This is a genomic window from Bradyrhizobium sp. CCBAU 51627 (assembly GCF_028128765.1).
Classification (GTDB): Bacteria; Pseudomonadota; Alphaproteobacteria; order Rhizobiales; family Xanthobacteraceae; genus Bradyrhizobium.
The window spans coordinates 573,435-595,697 of record NZ_LBJG01000024.1 but is presented as its reverse complement, the minus strand read 5'-3'; the positions used below and the strand labels follow the sequence as shown (position 1 = coordinate 595,697).

Sequence of the window (22,263 nt, the reverse complement as noted above, 5' to 3'; positions counted from 1 at the left end):
GATGATGCGCTGACAATCGTGATGCCCGACAAGGATGACAAGGTTGGGGCCTGGGTCTCTGCGTCGGGCGCAACGGACAGTGTATGCCTTGGCACTCCTATAACTTATGGTACATATGACCATCACGATCTGAAGTGGGATTGATCATGGCTGGGATGCTGCCAAACGAATTTTTTACGCCGCAAAGCATGCTCACCCTGACGGGGGCAACGGGAATTGTGTTCGTCGTTACGAACGGGCTTAAGACAGCCTTCAATCTTGCGCCTCGGTGGATGGGATTGGCGATTGCTCAAGTCGTCGCGGCCATCGGAGTGACACTGAGCGGTGGCGGCGGCATGGACTATTTCGTGGGCGTGATCAACGGATTTTTGATCTTCAGCACCGCGGCGGGAGTCTCATCGGCTGGCGGCTCCGAGGGGGCAACCCCGCGCGGCGACGTCTTGAACGCAGACGACATCAGGCAAGGGCGTAAATTGGAAACTCGCCGGCGCTTCTGGTCATCCTGGTTCTAACCGAGATACGAATGCCCCTCGGGTTGCACCTGCCTCACACCGACGAACAAACCGGTGTGACGGCTGCGCTGTGCATTGGCGTCAGTCGTTTCGATGATCCCGAGATCGCAACGCTAGACGGAGCGGCGCGGCAGACAGCGAGCTTGTACCGAGCCCTTGTTGATCCGAACGGTTGTGCTCTGGATCCGACCAGGGTCGAGCTGCTCGGTGGAAGACTCTCGCCCAAAACGTCAGAGATAGTGGAGGCGATGAAGCGCACTACCGCGAGCGCCCAGGCTGACGATGTGCTCTTTATCTACTTTTCGGGTCACGCATACCGGGACGGTCCGGCAGGTGACATATATCTTTGCGGCCGAGACACGTTCAGGAATGATCTAAAAGGAACGGGGATATCGGCCGCAGCATTTGCAGCAAATCTGGAGCCCAATCGTGCGCGCGGCGTTTTTCTTGTGCTTGATTGCTGCGTAAGCGCCGGCTTTGCAGAAGAAGCCCCTCTCTTCTTTCGGCGAGCCGAAAACAGTGAGTTTCGAATTGTTTTCGCGGCATCTCGCTCAAACGAGCCCTCTTGGGAATTGGCGGACCACAGCGGAACTCTGTTCTCGAAGCATTTGATCGAGGTCTTGTCCGGCAGGACGCCTGTCGGCGTAACACCAGGAAACATCAAACTTGCGGGGCTTGTGGATGCGATCGATTTTGGCCTCAACGAAGACTTGCAGGTTTTGCATCCGGACGTACCGCCACAACGGCCGCTCGTTGCGGGCTCTTATGGCGGAGATCCACTTCTCTTCATTCACCGGCGAAACAAATCGGCCGGGCTAAGCGTCGATGCGGGACGGATCAGTAGAGGGCTCCACCGAAAGAGCGTTCGAAATCTCTTTCTCGGATTTCTCGGTCTTACGGCTTTTCTGGGGCTGAGCTATCTCAGCATTGTTAATGGCACGCGTTATGCCGAGGCAATCGATGCAAATTCCGTCCGCGTGTTTCAAGGCCACCCGGATTTCGGCGCTCCAACTTATCCGCGTCTGGTCAGAGAGCTTCCTCTTGCTTCGCCCGCGCTCAGGGCAGACAGCCCCTTGCGAAATGGAAAGCCTCTTGTCGCGCCCCCGGGGAAATCGATCGACGCGCTGATTGAGTCACAACTCAATGATATCGGCACGATTGGGCGCATGATTGAGCAGGGACGACAGCAAGAGGCTCGCGCAATCTTACTGCCTCTCCTCGACGCTCCAGTTCTCGATCCGGAACGGGCTCACTATGTCAGAGTCATGTTTCCCCAAGTTGCAACAAAGGACGATCTGGCTCGCCTCCGCGATTTGGCGAATGCGCCTCGAAACGAGGTCCGCTCCATGGCTATCGTCGGGCTATTGAGGCTTGTGCCCCGGGAAGCATTCAGCACCCTTGAGCAATCGCTCGGCGATCACACTCGTTTTGACCAGAGAGCAATCATCCAACACATTGCGGCTCCCTGCCCTGACGGCGGAGCAAGCTATTTCTCTGCTGCGGCTCGTAGCGCTCTGTTCAATGGTGCTTATTCGACGCTAGCTGACGTTGCCGCTAGAACCAAATGTGATCTGGATCAATCGGCGATCTATCATCTGATCGGCTTCTGGCCCAGCTACCAGCTCGAGGATCTTGCCCGCTACGCAGATCTGTTCGGAGTGAAGCCGCCCCGCCTGCAAGAACTGGATACGCCCGATCGGCTTCCTAACCTAATGCTCTTTCGCGCGGACGGTGCCGATCCAAATTGTATGACGCCCCTTGTGCGGACAATGGCCTCTTCGGCAAATACAGCGGTTGCTCGCGATCGCCTGAAGCTTCAACTGACAAGCAACGCATGCAGGTCACAGCTTCGTGTCGTTGTCGAGGCGCCCGCCGGAGACGGTCCGCTTCTACTCCGAGCGATGGAAGATGGCGACAGCCGTCCGATCGACATTCAGATGCCGTTCGACGCGCAGCGACCGATCCCTGCGCCATTGATTGATCACCTCTCAAAGTGGCTGGCATCTGAGCCACCCGACCCATCCGCCAAGAACATTCAGGCAGTTCTTCAACTCATCGCATCGAAACACAATGATCTCGCGACCCGCGCTAACGCCATGATGGCGCTAAGCGATGCTCGCCGCCCTTTGGTCCCGAGTTCGGACATGCTGACTTCGAGCTCTTTGGAGCTACGATACGCGGCATACGAGTGTCTATCTCGCCTTCGGCCAGATCGAACGGCGGGATCTTTAATGGCCAGAATCAACGACGCAGACCTGCTCGACTGGCCTGAACTGATATCCCTCGTACCTTCCAAGAGCTTGGATTTGTCGGAGGTACGGCGATTGTCCCAAACGGGCGTGCTGGCGAAACAGCGGGCGGTTGCGGCACTTGTGATGTATGGGGAGCGTCAGGATCTGGCTGCGTTATCCGATCATGCTGATCTGGATACCCAACGCGCTCTGCGGGACTATCTTGCAGCGCGAACGGACCTCGAAGCCCTAGCAACTGCGACCGCCACCAAGACTGCCGCGGCTGCGTCGAGCACGTGGACGCCGTCCCTGGCTCGATTGATTTCAATCGCAACAGCGGAACAAAGGCGGATCAAGGAAGAACTCGCGCAAACTCCTGAAACGCTGCGCATTTGGAGAGCGACACAAATCCTGGCTGCCCGAAAGAACGCATTTGACGCCGGATTTCAGCGTGTGATGTCACCAGGAGCCAAGATTTGGCTTGAGCAATACATTCGCCCTCGTGCACTAACTTCCGGCCAACCTGCAGGACAGCCACCGGAGCCATCAGCACCTAAGTGAGCCATCTTTGGGCCATCAATGTAGAAGCGATAAAGCCTCACTCAACGGGAACGCCATTGTCACGCGTGAATTCAAATACGCCCGGCTTGTCCCCCTGCACCGAGCGCATGACCCGACCGGCGGCCAGATCAATGTCCGCCTCGAGCCGCTGCATCACATGGATGACCGCGTTCATGATGGAGTTTGCCTCATTGAAGTGGCCTAACCCGACGGCGTGTCCCAACCCTTGAGTAAATATCAGATCGATATTGCTGCAGCTTGTCTCGGGATTGATGACAAACTTAAAGTATTGATGCTCCCAACACCGGTAGTGAGCGAAGTTGAGGAGTATTGTACGTCCCGGCAGCTGTGCGTATACCGCGTTCAACGGCTGATCCAGTGCGAAAGGGCCGGTCTCCTGGGTTAAAATTCGAACCACAAATGGAACAGACTGTGGGCAACCGAGCGAAATGACCTGGGGTGGAGTAAACAGCACAAAGTCTGTTTTGCTTCGGGACACACGGGTGTCGAGAAACTCGCCCAATTTCTCATCGTAATGTGCTCGACGGCGCCAGAGTTCGGACGTCCAGGTCCCAATTGCTGTCGCAAAAGCCGTCCTGCACCAGTTTACGTAACTGAGCGATTGGCGGCAGACGCTCGCCGCTGTTTGCCGCTTCCGGGAGGCGATCGCGGCGCTCCTAATTATGCGCGAAAGACGCCGAATACCGCACCGGGCCTAGTTCGGGCCTGAACAAGCCGCATGGTCTTGTCTACCATTCTACTCCTAGGGCCGATCCGGGAGCATTGGATGAACACTACCTTTCTTCTCATGGCTCAGTACGGAGGCAAGGCGATCATTCCCGTCGAGCAGGCCTGCCAAGACTATTTCACGCATTTGAGCGCCAACAAGCTGATTCAAAAACTGAGCCTCGGAGAGATTCCGATTCCCTTGGTCCGCATCGAGGCAAGCCAAAAATGCGCGAAAGGCATCTATCTCGTGGATCTGGCCAACTACCTCGACGGACGGATAGCCGCGGCAAGGAAGGAGCTGGCGACAATGAGCCGATAAAGACGGCACGCTTCAAGGCTCGGGGACAGCCGAAATCGTCACAATGGCTTGGGCGAGTTTTGCTCCCCCGGCACAAGCAACGTGCAGGAACGGGGTGTGACCCGCTAGAGTAACTTGTCAGATTCTTCAACCAGCAACGACAAAATTGGCCCCTCGACCTCACAAGTGAGGCGGAGATCGCCTTTTCAACTTCAAGGTCGCCTTCTTGACCGACTTGGCGCTGGCTGCTGGTTTATCAAAATCCTCGCGGGCAGTCCGCACGACTTCAAGCGGCAAAATCCTTCCGCGAACCTTTTCATCAGTAAAGAACGGTCGAATTTTATCCAGCTCAGATTCTCTTACCCCCCATGATCGATAGATCGGTTGTACTTGCGCGGAGAAATAACGGGCATCTTCAGGCACGTTTTCGTCTTGTTCGTCAGCAAATCCCATCGGCATTGCGAAACCAGCGCGCTTTCTCAATTCAACGAGATCAATCGTCACACGTAGTGGATTCCCTTCCACTTTGGCTGCATGCAGAAAACACCAAAGCGGAAAATTGTCGTCTATTGGAATATAGTGCGGCTTGTTGCGCCCGATCTCTCGTGCTGTCTGCACCGCAGCTCGTAGTCCACCGGGATCGAGCCATTTCGCAATGAATTGGGTGGCTAGCTTCCCACGCACATCGGAATGCCGCGCGAACACTTCGGCAAAGAGCATTAGCGCAGCGGCCTGCTGCTCTCGGTTGCCGGCAAGATACCGGAATGACGCTGCGAGCTGCTCAGCGGCTGCCGACGTTTTCGGAGCAAACTCGGCGGCCTTGTTTGCGGCAAAGTAGCGAAGCCAGATAAACCAGGGATCATGCGCACGCGCGAGAGATTCAGAAAAAAGCGGATACAATTCCGACAAGAAACGTACCCCAGAACGAGGGACGCCCCTGCGTCGAAGGTCCTTCAAAATATCGAACCACATCAATACGGCTTCGGACACTTGGCTCGCGGAATTCGCGGCTTCCACGATGAAACTGCCAATCTCGGGCGTTATCAGGGCAAGCGTCCACACCGCGGCACTCTTATCCTCGCTCGACACTCCATTGAAGTCCGTTGCGATCAGGTGTTCGGCAACAAGAAATTCCTGCAGCGACCGATGACCGAAGTAAATTGTCCCGGTTGCGCCTTTTTCGATGAGACAGCCGGCAGTCAGCTCCTTGCGCAGCGCGGTATCATCATAATCGTGCCGAACGTCGGATGTGGCCTGTCGGCAAATTTCGGCAGGGACGGATGCGAGCGTAACCGTTGAAACACCGCCTTGCTCCCATAACCAAAACGCTAGAGCTCGGTTGAAGTTTCGTCGGACCTCCAGCGAAAAATGAGGGTCTCGACCACGCTTGTTTACTTCCCGATCGATAAGGAAGTGAACAAACCGATCGAACAAGCGGTATTTCGAAAGATCGGTAAGCGATTGACTCGGATCGGTTGCGATCTGGCACAACATCTGCGCGTGCACTGGCCGCTTGAGTAGCTCGTCGAAAGCATCGCTCAGTAGTTCGGCCAACCGCGTTGCGATCCAGGCTTCATCGACAGGCTTCCCCGATCCGCGCACGGCCTCACGCGCGACAACTGGAAAAAAACTTTTGACGAACCTCCGAGCCTCGCTCGCGGTGAAATTCCGGACGGTCAACTCACGAAAGGCGCGCCGCCCTCGGGCAGCAATCTCTTGTCCGCCTGCAGTAATTTGACGTCCTTGAATGATTGACTTGAATTCATAGTCATCCTGAAACGCGGTGTCGCGACCAAGAATGATGATTTTTGCTGCATTCTTGTCTAGTCGCATCAATTCGGTGATGTTGGCCTCGAAGCGAGCGAGGGTCATCCCATGCTTCATCTCGTCGAAACCGTCGAAGATCACGACATACCGACCAGCCTTGTTGAGCTTCTCAAACAGGCCAAAGTTATAGCCGCGCACACCGGGACGGGTCGTGAAAACCTTTCCCAATAGCCCCTCAAGCGATTGCTCATCGACAATATCACCCAACGGGACAAGCACCGGTACGCGAAGCGAAGGCTCCTTTAGAGCCTCACGAGCCAAGACAGACGCTAGGTGTCGAGCAAATGTGGACTTTCCTTTGCCGTAGCCCGCGACAATGGCTATGGGAAGTGCATCAGCCTCCTCAATCCATTTGCGTACGACTCTCTCCAGATCAGCGTCATCATCGGTATGTAGTGGAATATACCAATCGGCAATCTGCTCAGCATCGAACGACGCGATTAGATCGTGAAGATAGCTATCGAGCCCGAGCAGGCGACGCTGAAACTCGGCGAATGTCATCGCCTTACAGCCACGCTTTGCGTCGACTAACGCTCGGCCATCTGGGCTAATCGGCCCCTTGGAAATGAGCCAGGCGCGATCAGCATCGTTGCTTTCAATTAGCGCACCATAATCGGAAACGAATTCGCGGCATTCCGCGAGACCGAGCGTGCCCTCGTAATCCTTAGCCTCAACAAAGTATCTGAGAGGCCCATCGAGGTCTTCACGCCGCCAGCGGACGTCGACTTTTTTGAAGTTTTCGCGCGTTTCGGTCTCAGCAATAAAGCTCGCCGATTCGAGCATCGACGCGACCAAGTCACGAAAGGCATTGCCTTTCTCGATTGTGTTCTGGCCCCCCGGCCTCGACATTCGCCCCAACCTCCTGCAAAGCCGCCGCGGTAAGCAGCGCGGCTCTTTGGATCACGCTTCGGTGGCGCTGTGCAAGTTCCCGCGCCGCAACCGCTCATGGCTGTGCTTACGTTATTGGTCTCATAGCAGCAATCGTCGATGTTCTGAAAGCTGGAAGTGGCCGGAACTTCCGGCTTCCCCGAGCGCTGTCGAACTGCGCCGCGTCTAGACGAAGCGATGTTCGCTTAAAGCCGCATCGAAAAGCTTCCTAGATTAGAATGCGGCGCCTCGGTGAGCCCCCCCAACGTTGCCATGTCCGGCGCGCCGAGCTCCATCTGAAGGAAGACTGGGGCCGGCTCCAGCGTTGCAAGTCGGATCGCCTGACCGATGACGATCGCGCCGGTGGCCGCGCCGACAAATGGGACGGCTACGCTCGCCTCGGCGAAGCTCACTTTGCCGCATTCGCCGACATGCTGCTCGAGCTCCAGATAGGCCGGCCGATCCAAGAGACCCTTCGTCCCGTCCTCGATCTCCTCCGCCTTGGCGGGCTCGCTCCAGAGACCCGCGGGCGGCTTCCCGTTCACGATGGTGCGCATTTGAATACCCTCGAAGTCGCCGGCCCCATGCCCGATGCCGGCGTCAATCATGAACGGGAAACCATGCTTGGCCAGCACCAGCCGCGGCTTCAGCCGGTCGAGGCCCGAAAGCAGAATGGGCGGATCATCGTCGCCGAGGGCGACATCACCGACATGGCGGCGTTCGATCAAGCTCGTTTCCCAGCCAGCCTGCTTGAGCCAGACGTCGGCGACGCGCACCTTCTTCTCACCAAGCTGTTCATCACCGGGAAGCACCAGCAAGCTCGTTGCTTCGTTCTCTTCGCTGATCTTCTGATTGTCCTGAAGCACAACAAGGCGCTCGCCCTCCCCGCGCAGGAAGCAGAGCGTCCATACGAAGGCTTGGCCAAGATGGCCGAGACCGAGTAACCAGAGCTTGTCGGGAACATCGAAGCGCTCGGGTCCGATCTCATCCATGCTCGCCCGCTGCCAGGAGGTCCATAGCGAAACCGTCGCATCGCGCACGGGGATGTCACGTCCTGCCAGAACACAGGCAAAGACCTGTCGCACGGCAACCGCGCCAGCGAACACGCCCGACACCGATAGACGGCTGTCCCCGATCCTGTCGTCATCGAACGCGCGCGTCCCGGCCAACCAGCGATCCCACCAGCACCGGACATTCCATCTGGCACCAGCCGGGGTATTTCCGATGCGGATCGTGTGCGTCGCCAGCTTGCTCGCATGCGTGTCGACCCGGGCGCCAAGGCGCCGTGCCGCCGCCTTGACCGTCTCACCGATCGGCAAGATGGTGATCAGAGGCGCGTCGCCAGCCATCACCAGCGTCACCCGACCGAAACACTTACGGGCCGTCGCGACAGCGGTCAATGCCGCGGCTTGCCCGGCGGCGGTGGCCAATTGGTCATCGCCGAGCACGACATCCACGCGCACCTTGTTCAGCCGTGCCTCCGCTTCCTCGAAGGACCCAGCTCGCCCGCCGTCCGTCAGCGCCTTCGTGACGCGCGAGCGCTTCCAAAACTTCGTCATCGCTAACCTCCCAGACGAAAGAACTTGTGGCCCTTGCCGCTATGCTCGACCCACTGTCCGTTGCCGAGAAACTCGAACATTCCGATCGAGCCTGGCTGCGGATTGTTGCGGGCGAAGTGAGGAAGGATCAACGCGATGTGCCCCGCGCGCGGCATGACGGGGTTGGCCATATCGGATTCACTCTGGCCAAAACCGCCGGGATGCACGTGAACGTCGGCGACAACCCCGTAGCCGCGCGCACGGCAAATCTCCCATAAGCGCGGCAACGCGGTCTCGCGGATCGTCACGATGCCGGTGCTGAGCGCTTCCGGATCGACGTCGTCGTAATAGATGAAGTCGAGAACGTCCCGGCTGCCATCCGGCCGATGCGTGCCGAGGAGATAAGCGCCGCTCTCGCGCCTTGCACCGAGCGTGCGCCGCGCGAGCTGCTGCACGCCATCGTTCCAGATCGAGGCGCGGCAGCGCAGCCTAGGCGGCGCGAGACCGAGCCAACCAAGCAGCGTGCTCAGAAACGAGGCCATAGAGATGCTCCATGATGAAGGTGATGTGGCGGTCGCGCCGCCAAACTTCGTCCGGGCGCTTTGCCGCCCAGCCGTTGTGTAGCGCCGCGTAGCGCTGCCATGCGCGGTAAATCCCGCCGTGGTCGCTGGTACCGTCGCGCGTCCAGTCCTTCAACGCATCGACGACGCCGGGCGATGTGGTGCCGTTGGCGGGTGCCGGCGGCCGTGTCTGCCGCGCAAAGTCCCAGCGCTGAACGAAAGGGCCCAGCGCAGGAAAATTGTCGCAGACGAACTGGAACTCCAAGCTGGCCTTTGTACCGCTGTGGGGCTCGCAGCCCGTCACCCGAACATCGAGCACGGGAAATGCGTAGCGAAGGAGGGTCCAGCGCCCCTCCTCGATGCCGCACTGGAAGCGCACCGAATTGAGGTGCGCTTCCAGCGAACGCTGCGAGGCCGAGAGGGTCTCATCAGCCATTGGTGAAGTCCTTCAGCGTCAGATCGACCACCAGCGTGCAGTGACCATGCTTCACGTACTTGCCGAGGACATCCTCGCGAGGCAGCGGCTGATCGGCGCCCGGCAGGATCAAGTTGGCCTTGGCGGCTTGCATCGGATCAAGGTTGTAGCCGTGCTTTCCGACCGCCCACTGGAGAGCACGGAACACCGTCGTCGACGGCGGGAAATGGTGATGCTTGACGAGGTGCTCTTGACGCACCTCCAGCGTCACCTGGTGGCAACGATGGCCGACAATCCGCAGGTGCTTGCGACCCTGCGGATGATGATGGAGGGGCTGGTCATGGTCGCGCTCGAACAGATGCACGTCGGCATCGAGCTCAAGCTGAGTGCGGATCAGCTCCACCAGTACCATGTTATCGGTGATCGGGATCACCAAGACCTCGACGCGGTCCTCGATCTCGACCTCGACATGGACCGCCTCGTCGTGAGGCCGGCCCTCCGGATGCTGGTGGTTGGTATGGGTATTCATAGCAAAACCTCGTGTTTTCAGATGTTTCCACGACGATTCTGCTTGAATATGCCGATATCGTCGCGTATGTTTATGACGAAGTCGTCAAGTCATGGGTCCAAAAATAGGGCCCAAAGCCCATTACGATCCCGTCAACTATCAACTATACGTATTCGTCATGTCATCGTCAAGCCCGGCTCCGTCTGCCGTTTTCCCGGATCGCCTGAAATCCGCGCGGAACCTGCGCGGCCTCAACCAGGACCAGCTGGCCACTCGCTCCGGCCTGCAGGGCTCTGCCATCTCTCATTTCGAGACCGGCACCCGGAAGCCGTCGTTCGACAATCTCCGCCGCCTTGCCGATGCGCTTGGCGTCACCACCGACTATCTTCTCGGGCGGTCCGATGATCCGGAAGGATATGCGGCACCGAGTGATCCGCTTTATCGTGACGTCCAGCGGCTCAACAAAAAGAACCGCGACCTCGCCAGCCAAATCATTCGATCACTGGCGTTCCCTACCGAGGACGAAAGCTAATGGGACGGCGGGGGCCATACGATTTCGCCACCGCCTTCGCCGAGAAGCTGCTGCGCGACCAGTTCAAGATCGACAAGCTGCCCGTCAAGCCCATCGCGCTCGCCAAGAGCCAGGGTATCCGCGTCATACCAATGCCGAAGGACCATGACGGCGTCTCCGGCATGTTTATTCACGCCCACGGCAAATCCGCCATCGCGTATGCGACCCACATCGAGAGCAAGGGCTTCCAGCACTTCAGCGTCGCCCATGAAATCGGGCACTGCTACCTGCCCGGCCATATGGATGCGATCCTGCCCAACGGTGCAACCGAACATTTTTCCCGAAGTGGCTTTGTATCGGACGACCGCTACGAACTGGAAGCCGATCATTTTGCCGCTGGCCTTCTGATGCCGGCACGCCTGTTCACGCGGGCGATGGAGACGGCCGGCGATGGACTGGACGCCATCGAGCATCTCAAGACGCGCTGCGAGACGTCGCTCACGGCGACAGCCATCCGTTATCAGCAGCTCACTGACGAGGCCGTTGCCATCATCCAGTCACGCGAACACCGGATTGAGTTCTGCTTTATGTCCGACCAGTTTCTCTCCCTTAAACCGGGACGATGGCCACGCAAAGGGGATCCAATACCGCGGCGTTCCGAAACCCATAAACTCAACGCAGCCCCGGATCGGATCCTGCGAGCCGAGCGCCTCAACGAAGAGGCGCACGCGACTGACTGGTTCGGTGCTTTTCCGGATATCGAGCTTTACGAGGAGGTCGTTGGCCTTGGGCGCTACGGGCGTTCGCTCACGGTCATCACCACAGTGGACGCGTTGGATGACGGGAACGGCGATTCTGGTCCCGAAGCCCCTTGGGAATCCCGGTTCAGGTAGCCATTAGACCGTAATAGCCCACCATATATCCAACATGACACATTGATTTTATTGAATTTTCTTATTCAGTGGACTAGACCTCACACATTAATTGTGAATTAGCCCACCCTATATTACATTATCCGCCTTCTCTCATACGGCAGGACCATGGCGGAACGAACAAAACAAATAACCGGAGATTTCGTCGATCTGGCGCGGCTTGCGCTGACCGGAAGGCCCCAGGACGTGCAGCTGCTCGTCCACCGGGCGGTCAAACGGTATCAACCCGAATTCCCTGAAATGGCGGCGAACCTCGCCGCGCTTCTACGGGAGTCACCGACACGCGCCTCCCCGCTGCGCCGGCAATCCGAGGTGCCACTTCCAGTCGACGCGGACTCCCGGCTTCATCTGTTGCGCGTGGAGAATTCGATTTCGCTCGATCACGAGATGGTGCTGGCGCCGGACATCGAAGCCAGCCTCAAGCAGCTTGTCGTCGAGCGCCGCGAACCGGAGGCGCTGCAGAAGGCAGGCTTGCATCCCACGCGCACGATCTTGTTCACCGGCCCCCCCGGCGTGGGCAAAACCATGGCGGCGCGATGGCTCGCCCGCGAACTCGACCGCCCGCTCCTCATTCTGGACCTTGCGGCTGTTATGAGCAGTTTTCTAGGCCGCACGGGCAGCAATCTCCGTCACGTGCTGGATTACGCCAAGAGCATCGAATGCGTGCTTCTTCTCGATGAACTCGACGCGCTTGCTAAGCGCCGCGACGATCGCGGCGAAGTCGGCGAACTGAAGCGGCTCGTCACGGTGCTCCTGCAGGAGGTCGATGATTGGCCAGCCACCGGCATCCTAGTCGCGGCTACCAACCATGCCGAACTTCTTGACCCGGCCGTATGGCGGCGGTTCGAGATGGCGGTGGCCTTCAGCGTGCCAAACCCGCTCCAAATCGAGCAGCTAGTGAAGACCCTGTTGAAGCCGTACTTCGACGAAGCCGACAAGTGGAGCAAAGTTCTCTCGCTCGCGCTCAAAGGAAAAACCCACAATGACGTCGAGCGCGCGATTACGCTTGCACGCCGTTCGTCAGTGACCTCCGGGGCACCGCTCGATGAGCAGCTCAAGGCGCTTGTACGCGCTGACGAGCTGACGCGTTCCGAGCGCATCGATCTCGCCCGGCTTCTGGAGCAATCCGGCGTGACGTCGCAGCGCGAGGCGCAACGCATCACAGGTGTGTCCCGTGACACGATCCGCAAAGAGGCTCCGACATCCAGCCGTGCCCGCCGTCGAAAGGTGACCGCATGAAAAATCGCAATTTTCTGCTGGCTCGGGGCGAACGCCTTGCGCACCGCATCGAGATCAAGTCCGGCGGAGCCGAGAAGCAACACCCTTACACGTTCGCGGAAGCCCGATCCCGAATCGCGCCGATGCTGGCCACTGTCGCGCGCAAGCTGGATGCCCTGCCTGCGGCCGCCTGCCCGAACGATCAGGCTGTTGCGACCTTAACCTTGAACCCGGAGTACATCGCCAAATCCTATTTCCCGGGAGACCTTCTGCGGTCGGTCGGGCTGACTTCAGTCGGCAGCCGGCCCAAGAGCATTACGCCGCAAAAGCGTAGCGGCGGCCGGGAGCCCACCGAGACCGTCACCACCGAGCTCTTCCTCATGGGCTCGCGACGTACGTTCCGCCGCTGGTCACAGCAGGTCGAAGGCTGGCGGCCAGACACTGACGGTGCCAAGCAGTTGCCGACCATCGAGGAGGTCAACGTCCCCACCGCGACGGAAAAGCTGATCCATATCGAGGAAGCCGGCAAGACCGGCGTCTTCGAAGTAGTCCTTCATGCCAACGAGGATGACGGCGAGGACGACTACGTTCCGCTGTTCAAGGAATATTTGGAGTCCCTTGGCCTGCAGCCGCCGCTCGAGAAGCGATTCTATGCCGGCGGCCTTTGCTTCCTCGAACTTGAGGCGCCGCGCAACAAGATGAAGGATGTTGCTGCGTTCAGCCTTGTGCGCGCCATCCGTCCGATGCCGCCCTTGCGGATGCTGCGGCCGACCATCCGCACGGCCGGCGTTGGCTCTGACTCCGTCATCTTGCCGAAGGAAGGCCCAATCGACCCCAAGATCCGCGCCGCGATCTTCGATGGTGGGCTACCAGCGAAACATCCGCTGACGAAATGGGCAACACCCATTGATGCGCCGGGCGTTGGCGCACCAGAGGATACGCTTCTTCGCCACGGCGTCGGCGTCACCTCCGCTTTTTTGTTCGGCCACCTTCAGCCCAACAAGCCCGCGCCGCGGCCGTTCGCGCCCGTACATCATTACCGGGTTGTCGATACAACGCCCGGCCAAAACGCTTACGAGCTTTATGAGGTGCTTGACCGCATCAAAAACGTGCTGGCCAGCACCAAGTACGACTTCATCAATCTTAGCCTCGGCCCTGAGCTCCCCATCGACGACAACGAAGTCCATGCCTGGACTGCGGTGTTCGATGACTGTTTGTCCAAGGGCGATTGCCTTGCCGTGGTGGCGGCTGGCAATGGCGGCGAAGGCGACGAAATGATCGGCGCCAACCGGGTGCAGGTCCCGGCCGATTGCGTCAACGCCTTGGCCGTGGGCGCGGCCGACAGCCCCGACGACGGATGGCTTCGCGCCGGCTACAGTTCAGTCGGTCCGGGACGCAGCCCGGGTCTCATCAAACCCGATCTTGTCGCATTCGGTGGATCGACAGCGCGACCGTTTCTGGTCCTGCGCACCAAGGATGCTCCAAAAATCGAACCGACAGGCGGTACCAGCTTTGCCGCTCCCTCCGTGCTGCGCATGGGCTCCGGCGTCCGAGCGCATCTCGGCTCCCTCCTCAGTCCGCTCGCCATCCGCGCGCTGCTGGTCCACTGCGTCGAGACCGCAGATATTCCGCATGCCGAGATCGGCTGGGGGCGCCTCCCCCATCATCTCGACGATATCGTCATTTGCAATGATGACACCGTGCGTGTCGTCTACCAAGGCACCGTTACCGCCTCAAAGTACATTCGCGCGCCAATCCCGATGCCTGACGAAGAGCTGAAAGGCATGGTCAAGGTCAAGGCGACCCTCTGCTACACGACTGAGGTCGATCCGCATCACCCAAGCAACTACACGCGCGCCGGCCTCGACGTCGTCTTCCGTCCAAACAAGACCGTGTTCAAGGATGACGATGCCGCGCATGCGGCCAGCAAGCCGTTCTTCGGCAAAAACCGACCGCAAGTCACCGAAGAAGAGCTGCGCCGTGACGCATGGAAATGGGAGAACTGCCTGCATGGCGAAAGCAATTTCCGCGGCCGATCCCTAGATGGTCCGGTATTCGACATCCACTACAACGCACGCGCCGAAGGGCACGGCATCCGTCAGTCGCTGGAGCTGAAATACGCGCTGGTCGTGTCCGTGACCGCAAGGCGCGTCGCCAATCTCTACGAACGCATCGTCCGGCGCTACCGCGGGCAGCTTGAAGCCCTGGTCCCGCTGGTCGAGATTCCTGTGCGCGTCCAGAATGAAGATGAAGCGGAATAAGTGAGTTCTTGAGAGCTAGCGGTCCCTGCCCACCCTAGCGGAACCGCCCAATTGCGCGGAGAGGCAGAGAAGGGCGGCTCGCTCGGATTAGCGATCTAGACTACTTCAATAAACAATATTCACTAATTAATTCAATATCTTATGTGCGCTTATCACCTTCCACTCATGGAAGAGAGCCGATCAGACAGGAACACTTGACGAACAAGTAACACAACGATATTGTTGTGTCATGCTACCGGATGTCGACTCATCGACTGGGTACCTGCCCCCGGGGGTGCATGACGCACCCTGGAGCGAAGTTGCGCCGCGCTTCAGCTGCAATGGTCACCGAACCCGTCTCGTCGGAGGCCTCCTCGCGGCCCTGCAAAATCTCGCTGGTGCAAGTTGCCGGTCGGTCCTCCTCGATGGAAGCTTCGTTTCACAGAAGGAACTGCCGGACGACTATGACGGAGCTTGGGACACGCGAGGAGTCGATCCGTTTCGCCTCGACCCCGTGCTGCTTGATTTCACTAACGCTCGAGCGGCCATGAAATCCAAATACCTGGGCGAACTCTTTCCGGCATCGTACCTCGCCGCCCCTGGCGTGCTCTACCGCGACTTCTTTATGAAGGACCGCAACGGCGTGCCCAAAGGCGTCGTCAACATCGACCTTGGGAGCCTGCCATGATCACCAATGAACGGCAGTACAAGATCACTCGAAGCGAGGCTGACCGGTTTCGCAAAGCGATCAGCGAGTTTGCAAAAAGCCCATTGCCGACGGATGTGCATCCACGCCTGCGCCAAGCCGAGCGGGAGGCCATGGAGAGCCAGCTTGCGGACCTGCAGGCTGAGCTTGCAGAATATGATCGCCTGAGGTCTGCCGACCTTTCGGTGATCACGATCAGCTCGTTCGACGGATTAGCTGACGGCCTCATCCAGGCACGGATCGCGAGCGGACTCAGCCAAAAGGCTCTCGCCGATCGACTTGGCCTTAAGGAACAGCAAATCCAGCGCTACGAGTCGGAGCGCTACTCGTCCGCCAGCTATCAGCGCCTGCGCGAGATCGCCAGCGCGCTTGGCGTGCGCATCAAGAACGACATTCTCCTGCCAGTAGCTCCCGACAGCTTTGGCGGGCTCGTCAGCAAGCTACGCCAGGTTGGACTTGATCGTGAATTTCTGCTGTCGCGCCTATTGCCGTCGGCCGACGCTGCGCGTGCCAGCGGCGAGGTAGCCACCGACGATGACGACTATGCGTTGACCGCGAAGGCAGGCGTGGTCCTCGAACGGGTATTTGGTTGGACGCGAGACAATGTATTCGGCGCGCAGGCGTTGGTCGCGCCTCGCTTCGCGGCGGCCGAAGCGCGGTTCAAAATGCCCGCTAATCGTGCACAGGCATCGACCAGCCTTTATGCTGCCTACGCGAACTATCTTGCCGTCGTCGTGCTCAAGGGAGCGCGATCGCTTTCCAAGGCCGAAATCCCAACAGACCCAGCGGTTATGCATCACCGAATTCAGGACGCTTACAAGTCTGTCGATCTCAAGAGCGCACTTCACACCGCTTGGGACCTTGGCGTCGTCGTTCTGCCGCTTCGCGACCGTGGTACCTTTCATGGTGCTTGCTGGCGTTATGAAGGACGCAACGCGGTCGTACTGAAACAAACGTCGAAGCATGAGGCCCGGTGGCTATTCGATCTGCTGCATGAGCTCTTTCATGCTGGCCAACACCCTGAGGCCGAAACACTGGAGGTCATAGAAGCGGATGAGACCTCAGCCGAACGGCGAAACTCGAATGAGGAAATCGCCGCGAGCCAATTTGCCGGCGATGTTGTGCTTAACGGAAAGGCCGAGACCTTAGCGCAGGCATGTGTCCAAGCCGCGCGCAAATCGATCGAGCGGTTGAAGGGCGTCGTCCCGGCGGTTGCGGCCAAGAACGGCGTGAGTGTCGGCGCGCTGGCAAACTACCTCGCCTTTCGTCTCTCCTGGCAAGGCGTGAATTGGTGGGGCACAGCCGCCAACCTGCAATCGGATGACAGCGATCCTTGGACAATCGCACGCGACGTATTCGTCGAACGCTTCCCTTACGACATCGACAACGAGCTTGATCGGCAGTTGCTCGATCGAGCGCTCCATTGAGGTCATCAATGCCCGAATTCCAGAAACCTCCGCCGCTCGACATCAAATGCACGTCGACCGACTGCGACAACGACCTGCACTGCTTTAAACAACTGAAGAAGATGACGCCTGACCAGCGCGGCAAATGCCGAGCATGCGGGGCTGACCTAGTCGATTGGAAGCGCTTACATCGCCGTGACAAGGGCGATGCGGCGCATACCTTTGAGTCTCTTCAGCACGAGTTGATACGGCACCACTTCTTCCACCGTCCGGTTGACGAGGACGCAATGCGCCACGCCCAACGCAAAGGGCGCATCGCACTGAAGGATGCCGCCCGAGACCGGCTCCGGAAATACCTCGCCGTCGCCGAGCCGCCCCGTGACGGTCGTCAGACTCCTCTCCAAGGCAATGCAATCTATTACGCGCAGCACGCGACGGCGACATGCTGCCGGACTTGTCTCGAATATTGGCATGACATCCCCAAGGGCCGACCGTTGCGCGCTGAAGAATTCAATTACTGCGCTACCCTTGTGGACCTCTTCCTCGATCAAAAGCTGCCCGAACTGGCGGATGAGCCGACCAAAGTTCCGCGCCGCCGTGGCTTGCCGCCCGAACCGGAGGGACCACATCCGTGATGCGTGGAGCCAAGCCCATTGATACTGAGCGTTTCGCTGCGCAGTTGCGCGCGCGCGCGGTCGACATCGAGGGCGGCCGCGTCTTGATCTCTCGCCTCGCTGGCTCGGGCCAAGAGGTCGACCTCACCCTTCCCGCCAACTGCGACGGATACGGGCGCGTTCGCCATTTCCGGATGGCAACTGCCGACGGTTGGCCAGCCAATCCACTCCCGATCGCGCCGGCCTGCCGCGCGCTCGGCATCACGCCGGTTCCAGAGGTGATGACCGCGTTGGTATTTCAGAACGCTGCTTGCGCATGGCGCTGCTGGTACTGTTTTGTGCCGGAGGAGCTTCTTAAAGCCGACCTCAGCCGCTCGGCGTGGTTCACAGCCGCCGAACTCGTCCACCTATATCGGCAGATTCCGGACGCTCCTCGCATTATCGACCTCTCGGGAGGATCGCCGGACCTGGTGCCGGAATGGACTCCGTGGATGATGCGAGCACTCGCCGAAGCTGGTCTCGCCGAAACAACCTATCTTTGGACGGACGACAACCTCAGCACGACCTATCTCTTTGACGCGCTTCCGCCCTCCGATCTCGCGCTCCTGCGCAGCTACCATAACTATGGTCGCGTCTGCTGCGTGAAAGGCTTCGACGCCCGCTCTTTCGCTTTCAACACGCGCGCCGCGCCGGAGGATTATGACCGCCAGTTTGAGGTCTTGCGGCGCGTGCTGGACTTGGGCCTAGACGTCTACGGCTATGTGACATTAACCTCCTCCCACGATGATGGCATCGCTCAGGGCGTTGCCGACCTCATGGATCGACTCCAGGCAATTGACCCAAACTATCCGCTCCGCGTCATTCCCTTGCAGATCCAGGTGTTCACGCCGGTCGAACAGCGACTTGCACGCGACGACGTACGAGAGAGAAGCTTGGCCGTCCAGGAGGAGGCTATCGCCGCGTGGTTAGGCCAGCTTGAACGCCGCTTCTCCCCGAACCTGCGCGCGTTGCAGATCTGCGACGTACCGCTGCGTACGAGGCCGGCATGATCGCTGCGCGACGGTCATTGTCTCAGGCGGCCTTCGCGGCACGAGTCGATGACCTCGTTAAGGCTGCCATCATCGATGGCACGACTTGCTTTGCGGCGCTCCTGCATCGTCTCCCTGGCGTCTATCCGACCGAGGCCCTGGCGGCACTCGATCGCCTGTTAGACGTCAAGGCAATATGCCCAGTTGCAGCGGCATCAATCCGCCGGCAGGCGGCTGCCAACGGCTCCCCCGTGGCCGAGGGGCGATCCCTGTTGCCGCTCCCGCACCCTCTGGACTACGAATGGCGGTTCACGCCGGACTCGGCTCGCTTACTGCTCAATCGTGCGGTCGATATGACGCACATGGGCGGCGATCTGTTACTGTTCGGCACCCCGGGCCTCGCGGTCGAGGCGCTGACCTTGCCTGTCGGTCGACGCATTGCGTTTCTTGCGGAGAGCAACAGTGTCACGGATCGGGTTCTCGCGCTCAACCGAGTTACTGGGACACCGCTCTCCATCGCGCTCTGCAGCGGTGGCTTGCCGCGCGAAAGCGCGGACGCCGTTCTGCTCGATCCGCCTTGGTATCTAGACTTCGTGCGTCCCATGCTTGCTGCCGCCGCGCATGCGTGCCGCCCTGGAGGCGTTGCGCTGATCAGCTTGCCTCCCGACGGGGCGCGGCCGAGCGCTGCGGCCGACAGGCAAGCTACAATCGCGTTCGCGCGACGACTTGGGCTTACCCTTATCGAGCACTCGTCCCTATCCATCAGCTATGAAACGCCGTTCTTCGAGCGCAACGCGTTAGCGGCCGCTCAAATCTATCCACCGCCGCAATGGCGCCGCGGCGATTTAGTCGTGTTTAGGAAAGAGCGCGCATCGACTAGGCCACCACCTGCTTCCTCAAACCGCAGTCGTTTCTGGACTGAGGTGGGCATTGGCCGCATGCGCTTATTCATACAAGGCGCGGATGAAGTAAGCTCCGATGAAGCAGGTTTGATATCACTAGTCGACGACGATATCCTCCCGACGGTAAGCCGCCGGGATCCGCGGCGCCGGCTGGCTAACGTCTGGACCTCGGGTAATCGTATCTTTCGTACCCGCAATCCACAGCTTGTCCTCGAGGCAGCAATTTCGTGCGCTGGCGAGACGATGGGCTCTGGTGTCCAGCCTGATCTCTGGGGCACTATTCGCGAGCGCGAAGCGTTAGAGCGAGTCGGGGCCGAACTGCGAGCGCTAGCGGCAATCGAGGAACAAGAAGAGGGCAAAGCGCCCAGCTTAGCGACGGAACGGAGTGTAGCTTGGAGGTCGAGCTCGACGAACTACTGGAGCAGGTCGACGGCCATCATTTCTGGCTGACCTATTTGTCGGACGCGATCCGACCTGGGAGCCGGATCGGTATGCATCTTGCGATCTTCGCTGAGCCGTTCTTATCCATGGTTCTCTCCGGCGAAAAGACAATCGAATCGCGCTTCAGTCGCAACCGATGCGCGCCTTACGGCGAGATCGATGATGGTGACATTATTCTCCTCAAGGAGGTAGCCGGCCCGATCTGTGGCCTTGTGCTTGCCCGACGCATCTGGAGCTACGACCTCAGCAGCGAACCGATCGACCGCATCCGGCATCGCTTTGGCCCAGGAATCAGAGCCGACGATGAATTCTGGTCCTCTCGCGCCGATGCGCTGTATGCGACCCTGATAGAGCTCGATGCGCCCGCTTCAACTGAGCCAGTCAGTTGCGACAAGCGTGACCGGCGAGGCTGGGTCTCTCTACGATCGCGTCAGATGGCATTCAACTTCACATGAGCTTGCTACTTTGTCTTTCCGGCCAGATCGGCAGCGGCAAGTCCTCCGTCACCACAGCGATTGCCGCAGCGCTCGGCTGGCGCCGGGCGGGCTTTGGCGACTATCTGCGAAGCGAGGTCGCTCGGCTCGGCGGCGACCCGAATGACCGCAAAGCGCTGCAGGACCTGGGTCAAAGGCTCGTCGAGGACGATTCTGCGGCGTTCTGCCGCTGTGTGCTCGCTTCGGGAGGCTTTCACCCCGGCGACGACTTTGTAATCGACGGCATCCGGCACGTTGCCATATTTGATATCCTTGCCGCCGTAGGTAAGCCATCTCAGCCACGGTTATTGTTTCTTGGTGCCCCTGCAGCCACCCGCAATGCGCGCGTCCAATCGAGGGACGATGCCGAAGACTTCGCCCGCGCGTCCCGTCATCGCGTCGAAACTGAGTTGCAAGATGAGCTCCCGCGACGTGCCGATGCCGTTATCGACGCCAACCAACCATTAGATCGGGTCGTGGCCGAATCCCTCGAATTGGTCCGCCGCTGGCAATAGGGTTGTGGAAGCGTTGTGGGATGAAAAAAGGTGGACAGCCAGAACTCGTCCGGTTGTGTGAAAGCGCCGCCGACAAGACTTGCTGACGCAAGGTCCTCCACGACATGTAAGAGGCCTCGACTAGCCGGAGTAACGCGTTCGATACTTGGATGGTTACGCCTCACGAGGAAGAAAATGGGGGTCCCTCAGAAGCGCGAAGCCTCGCCCGATCGGCACGTGGGGAGAGCGAGTGTAATAGAACTGATCATCCACCGAATATATCTGCTTCAACGCGAAGCCCATCACCGTTGCATTGGCGCTGGCAACGGTATGAAGATCGACCTCAATAACGTCCTCCTCGCCTTCCTGCCGTCCAATCAGGCAAACGAGAGGAGACAGCGGAAATAGGATGTCGCGATCCGCTAGTCCGAAGCCGGGAGCATAGAGCTGTCCATAATTTACCGGAGCTTCCGGCTTGTGCACGCACACAGGATGATCAGTGGTCACGAAGCCACCGGTCCCCTCTTTCGCCTTCAAAATACGCCATCGGCGTTCATCGAAGACCGGGTACATTTTTTCTAAGGCCGCAATTTCCATCTCGAGCGTAAGGTTTTTATGCGCGTAGAGCTTGTCCTTATTCTCCTCGACATACTTTTTGAAGCCCTCGAAATCAGTAGACTGGCCTTCGGGCCACTGGCCCATCTCCTTCATCTGCTTCACAACGGCTTCCCAACGCTTCGGATCCTCGAACGGCGCGACGAGCATCGCGCGCAAAAGATCCGTTTCGAGCCGTTGTATGCCTTCGCGAACTCTCGGATTCCGTACCGCCAAGAGCGTTACGAGATTGATGACGTCTTCGCGATCCTCGTCATTCGTCCCGAAGGATGCTGTTTCGCGAACCCTCTTAATGCCGGGCGCTATGAGGCCTTCAAGCTTACCGAGCTCCTTTTCTAGAGCGTCTTTCGGTACTCCGTTAATGTCGATCTGATTCCAATCGCGCTCCGCGGCAATGTTGGTGGGGCCGACTGCAAACGTCTTCGGTATCGAGGCATCGCTGGCCCACAATTGGCCGTTTGAGTTCGCGAAACCTGACAAGTACATCTGTGGCACGTAGTGATGCTTCCGGGCCTCGGTCATTCGCCTTCCTCCTCTCCAAAGGGCCGGTTGCGCGCGCTCTCTGATAAAACCTATGGTCGTAGTGTAGATTGGCTCACGAGTCCTTGCAAGCTGCCAGCATAAGGAGCTCGTGCAT

At 59.2% G+C, this 22,263-nt stretch carries 21 protein-coding genes; 14 read left to right on the top strand and 7 right to left on the bottom strand.

Going from position 1 to position 22,263, the window contains the following annotated elements:
* The first annotated feature begins 146 nt into the window (after positions 1-146).
* Together XH88_RS17700 and XH88_RS17695 are read left to right on the top strand one after the other, a co-directional pair.
* Complete coding sequence (locus XH88_RS17700; RefSeq protein WP_271669547.1) at positions 147-512, top strand: hypothetical protein; 366 nt, start codon at positions 147-149, stop codon at positions 510-512.
* Between the two features lie 11 nt (positions 513-523).
* On the top strand, positions 524-3,304 hold the full coding sequence (locus XH88_RS17695) for a caspase family protein (protein WP_271669546.1): 2,781 nt from the start codon (positions 524-526) through the stop codon (positions 3,302-3,304).
* A 37-nt stretch (positions 3,305-3,341) separates the two neighbouring features.
* On the opposite strand, the gene XH88_RS17690 is transcribed toward XH88_RS17695, so the two are convergent.
* Positions 3,342-3,827 carry a hypothetical protein gene (locus tag XH88_RS17690; protein WP_271669545.1) on the bottom strand — a complete coding sequence of 162 codons (486 nt, stop codon included), beginning with the start codon at positions 3,825-3,827 and terminating at the stop codon, positions 3,342-3,344.
* 264 nt (positions 3,828-4,091) lie between these two features.
* Between XH88_RS17690 and XH88_RS17685 the strand changes: the two genes are divergently transcribed.
* Entirely contained in the window at positions 4,092-4,352 is a 261-nt protein-coding gene (locus XH88_RS17685; protein WP_271669544.1) for a pyocin activator PrtN family protein, read from the top strand.
* Positions 4,353-4,511: 159 nt separating this feature from the next.
* Here XH88_RS17685 and XH88_RS17680 read toward each other — a convergent pair whose 3' ends face one another.
* From XH88_RS17680 to XH88_RS17660, 5 genes are all read right to left on the bottom strand, one after another.
* Entirely contained in the window at positions 4,512-7,007 is a 2,496-nt protein-coding gene (locus XH88_RS17680; protein WP_271669543.1) for an NACHT domain-containing protein, read from the bottom strand.
* A gap of 224 nt (positions 7,008-7,231) precedes the next feature.
* Entirely contained in the window at positions 7,232-8,584 is a 1,353-nt protein-coding gene (locus XH88_RS17675) for a hypothetical protein (protein WP_271669542.1), read from the bottom strand.
* A 2-nt stretch (positions 8,585-8,586) separates the two neighbouring features.
* Entirely contained in the window at positions 8,587-9,105 is a 519-nt protein-coding gene (locus XH88_RS17670; protein ID WP_271669541.1) for a hypothetical protein, read from the bottom strand.
* Positions 9,053-9,559: a DUF7665 family protein gene (locus XH88_RS17665; protein ID WP_271669540.1), complete on the bottom strand. Its 507-nt coding sequence runs from the start codon at positions 9,557-9,559 to the stop codon at positions 9,053-9,055. The genes XH88_RS17670 and XH88_RS17665 overlap by 53 nt, the downstream gene beginning before the upstream one ends.
* Positions 9,552-10,067: a hypothetical protein gene (locus tag XH88_RS17660; protein WP_271669539.1), complete on the bottom strand. Its 516-nt coding sequence runs from the start codon at positions 10,065-10,067 to the stop codon at positions 9,552-9,554. Before XH88_RS17660 ends, XH88_RS17665 begins: the two co-directional genes overlap by 8 nt.
* Before the next feature lie 157 nt (positions 10,068-10,224).
* Between XH88_RS17660 and XH88_RS17655 the strand changes: the two genes are divergently transcribed.
* The 11 genes from XH88_RS17655 to XH88_RS17605 all read left to right on the top strand — a co-directional run bounded on the left by XH88_RS17655 (position 10,225) and on the right by XH88_RS17605 (position 21,032).
* The gene (locus tag XH88_RS17655) at positions 10,225-10,578 is read left to right on the top strand and encodes a helix-turn-helix domain-containing protein (RefSeq protein ID WP_271669538.1); all 354 of its coding nucleotides are present in this window, start codon (positions 10,225-10,227) and stop codon (positions 10,576-10,578) included.
* Complete coding sequence (locus XH88_RS17650) at positions 10,578-11,450, top strand: ImmA/IrrE family metallo-endopeptidase (protein ID WP_271669537.1); 873 nt, start codon at positions 10,578-10,580, stop codon at positions 11,448-11,450. Before XH88_RS17655 ends, XH88_RS17650 begins: the two co-directional genes overlap by 1 nt.
* Before the next feature lie 147 nt (positions 11,451-11,597).
* Positions 11,598-12,728, top strand: a complete 1,131-nt coding sequence (locus XH88_RS17645) for an AAA family ATPase (protein ID WP_271669536.1) — start codon at positions 11,598-11,600, stop codon at positions 12,726-12,728.
* Complete coding sequence (locus XH88_RS17640; protein WP_271669535.1) at positions 12,725-14,968, top strand: S8 family peptidase; 2,244 nt, start codon at positions 12,725-12,727, stop codon at positions 14,966-14,968. The genes XH88_RS17645 and XH88_RS17640 overlap by 4 nt, the downstream gene beginning before the upstream one ends.
* A 229-nt stretch (positions 14,969-15,197) precedes the next feature.
* On the top strand, positions 15,198-15,635 hold the full coding sequence (locus XH88_RS39235; RefSeq protein ID WP_442868444.1) for a DUF6932 family protein: 438 nt from the start codon (positions 15,198-15,200) through the stop codon (positions 15,633-15,635).
* Positions 15,632-17,080 (top strand): XRE family transcriptional regulator, encoded by a 1,449-nt coding sequence (locus XH88_RS17630; RefSeq protein ID WP_271669533.1) that lies wholly within the window; start codon positions 15,632-15,634, stop codon positions 17,078-17,080. The genes XH88_RS39235 and XH88_RS17630 overlap by 4 nt, the downstream gene beginning before the upstream one ends.
* Positions 17,081-17,088: 8 nt before the next feature.
* Positions 17,089-17,694: a DUF4186 family protein gene (locus XH88_RS17625; protein WP_271669532.1), complete on the top strand. Its 606-nt coding sequence runs from the start codon at positions 17,089-17,091 to the stop codon at positions 17,692-17,694.
* Entirely contained in the window at positions 17,694-18,722 is a 1,029-nt protein-coding gene (locus XH88_RS17620; RefSeq protein WP_271669531.1) for a radical SAM protein, read from the top strand. The genes XH88_RS17625 and XH88_RS17620 overlap by 1 nt, the downstream gene beginning before the upstream one ends.
* Complete coding sequence (locus tag XH88_RS17615; protein ID WP_271669530.1) at positions 18,719-20,053, top strand: hypothetical protein; 1,335 nt, start codon at positions 18,719-18,721, stop codon at positions 20,051-20,053. Before XH88_RS17620 ends, XH88_RS17615 begins: the two co-directional genes overlap by 4 nt.
* Complete coding sequence (locus XH88_RS17610; protein ID WP_271669529.1) at positions 19,996-20,499, top strand: hypothetical protein; 504 nt, start codon at positions 19,996-19,998, stop codon at positions 20,497-20,499. The genes XH88_RS17615 and XH88_RS17610 overlap by 58 nt, the downstream gene beginning before the upstream one ends.
* A complete protein-coding gene (locus XH88_RS17605) occupies positions 20,496-21,032 on the top strand; it encodes a hypothetical protein (protein WP_271669528.1) in 537 nt (178 codons plus the stop codon). Before XH88_RS17610 ends, XH88_RS17605 begins: the two co-directional genes overlap by 4 nt.
* Before the next feature lie 153 nt (positions 21,033-21,185).
* Here the strand turns inward: XH88_RS17605 and XH88_RS17600 are convergent, their stop codons facing one another.
* The gene (locus XH88_RS17600) at positions 21,186-22,148 is read right to left on the bottom strand and encodes a DUF4238 domain-containing protein (protein ID WP_271669527.1); all 963 of its coding nucleotides are present in this window, start codon (positions 22,146-22,148) and stop codon (positions 21,186-21,188) included.
* Between the last annotated feature and the right edge of the window lie 115 nt (positions 22,149-22,263).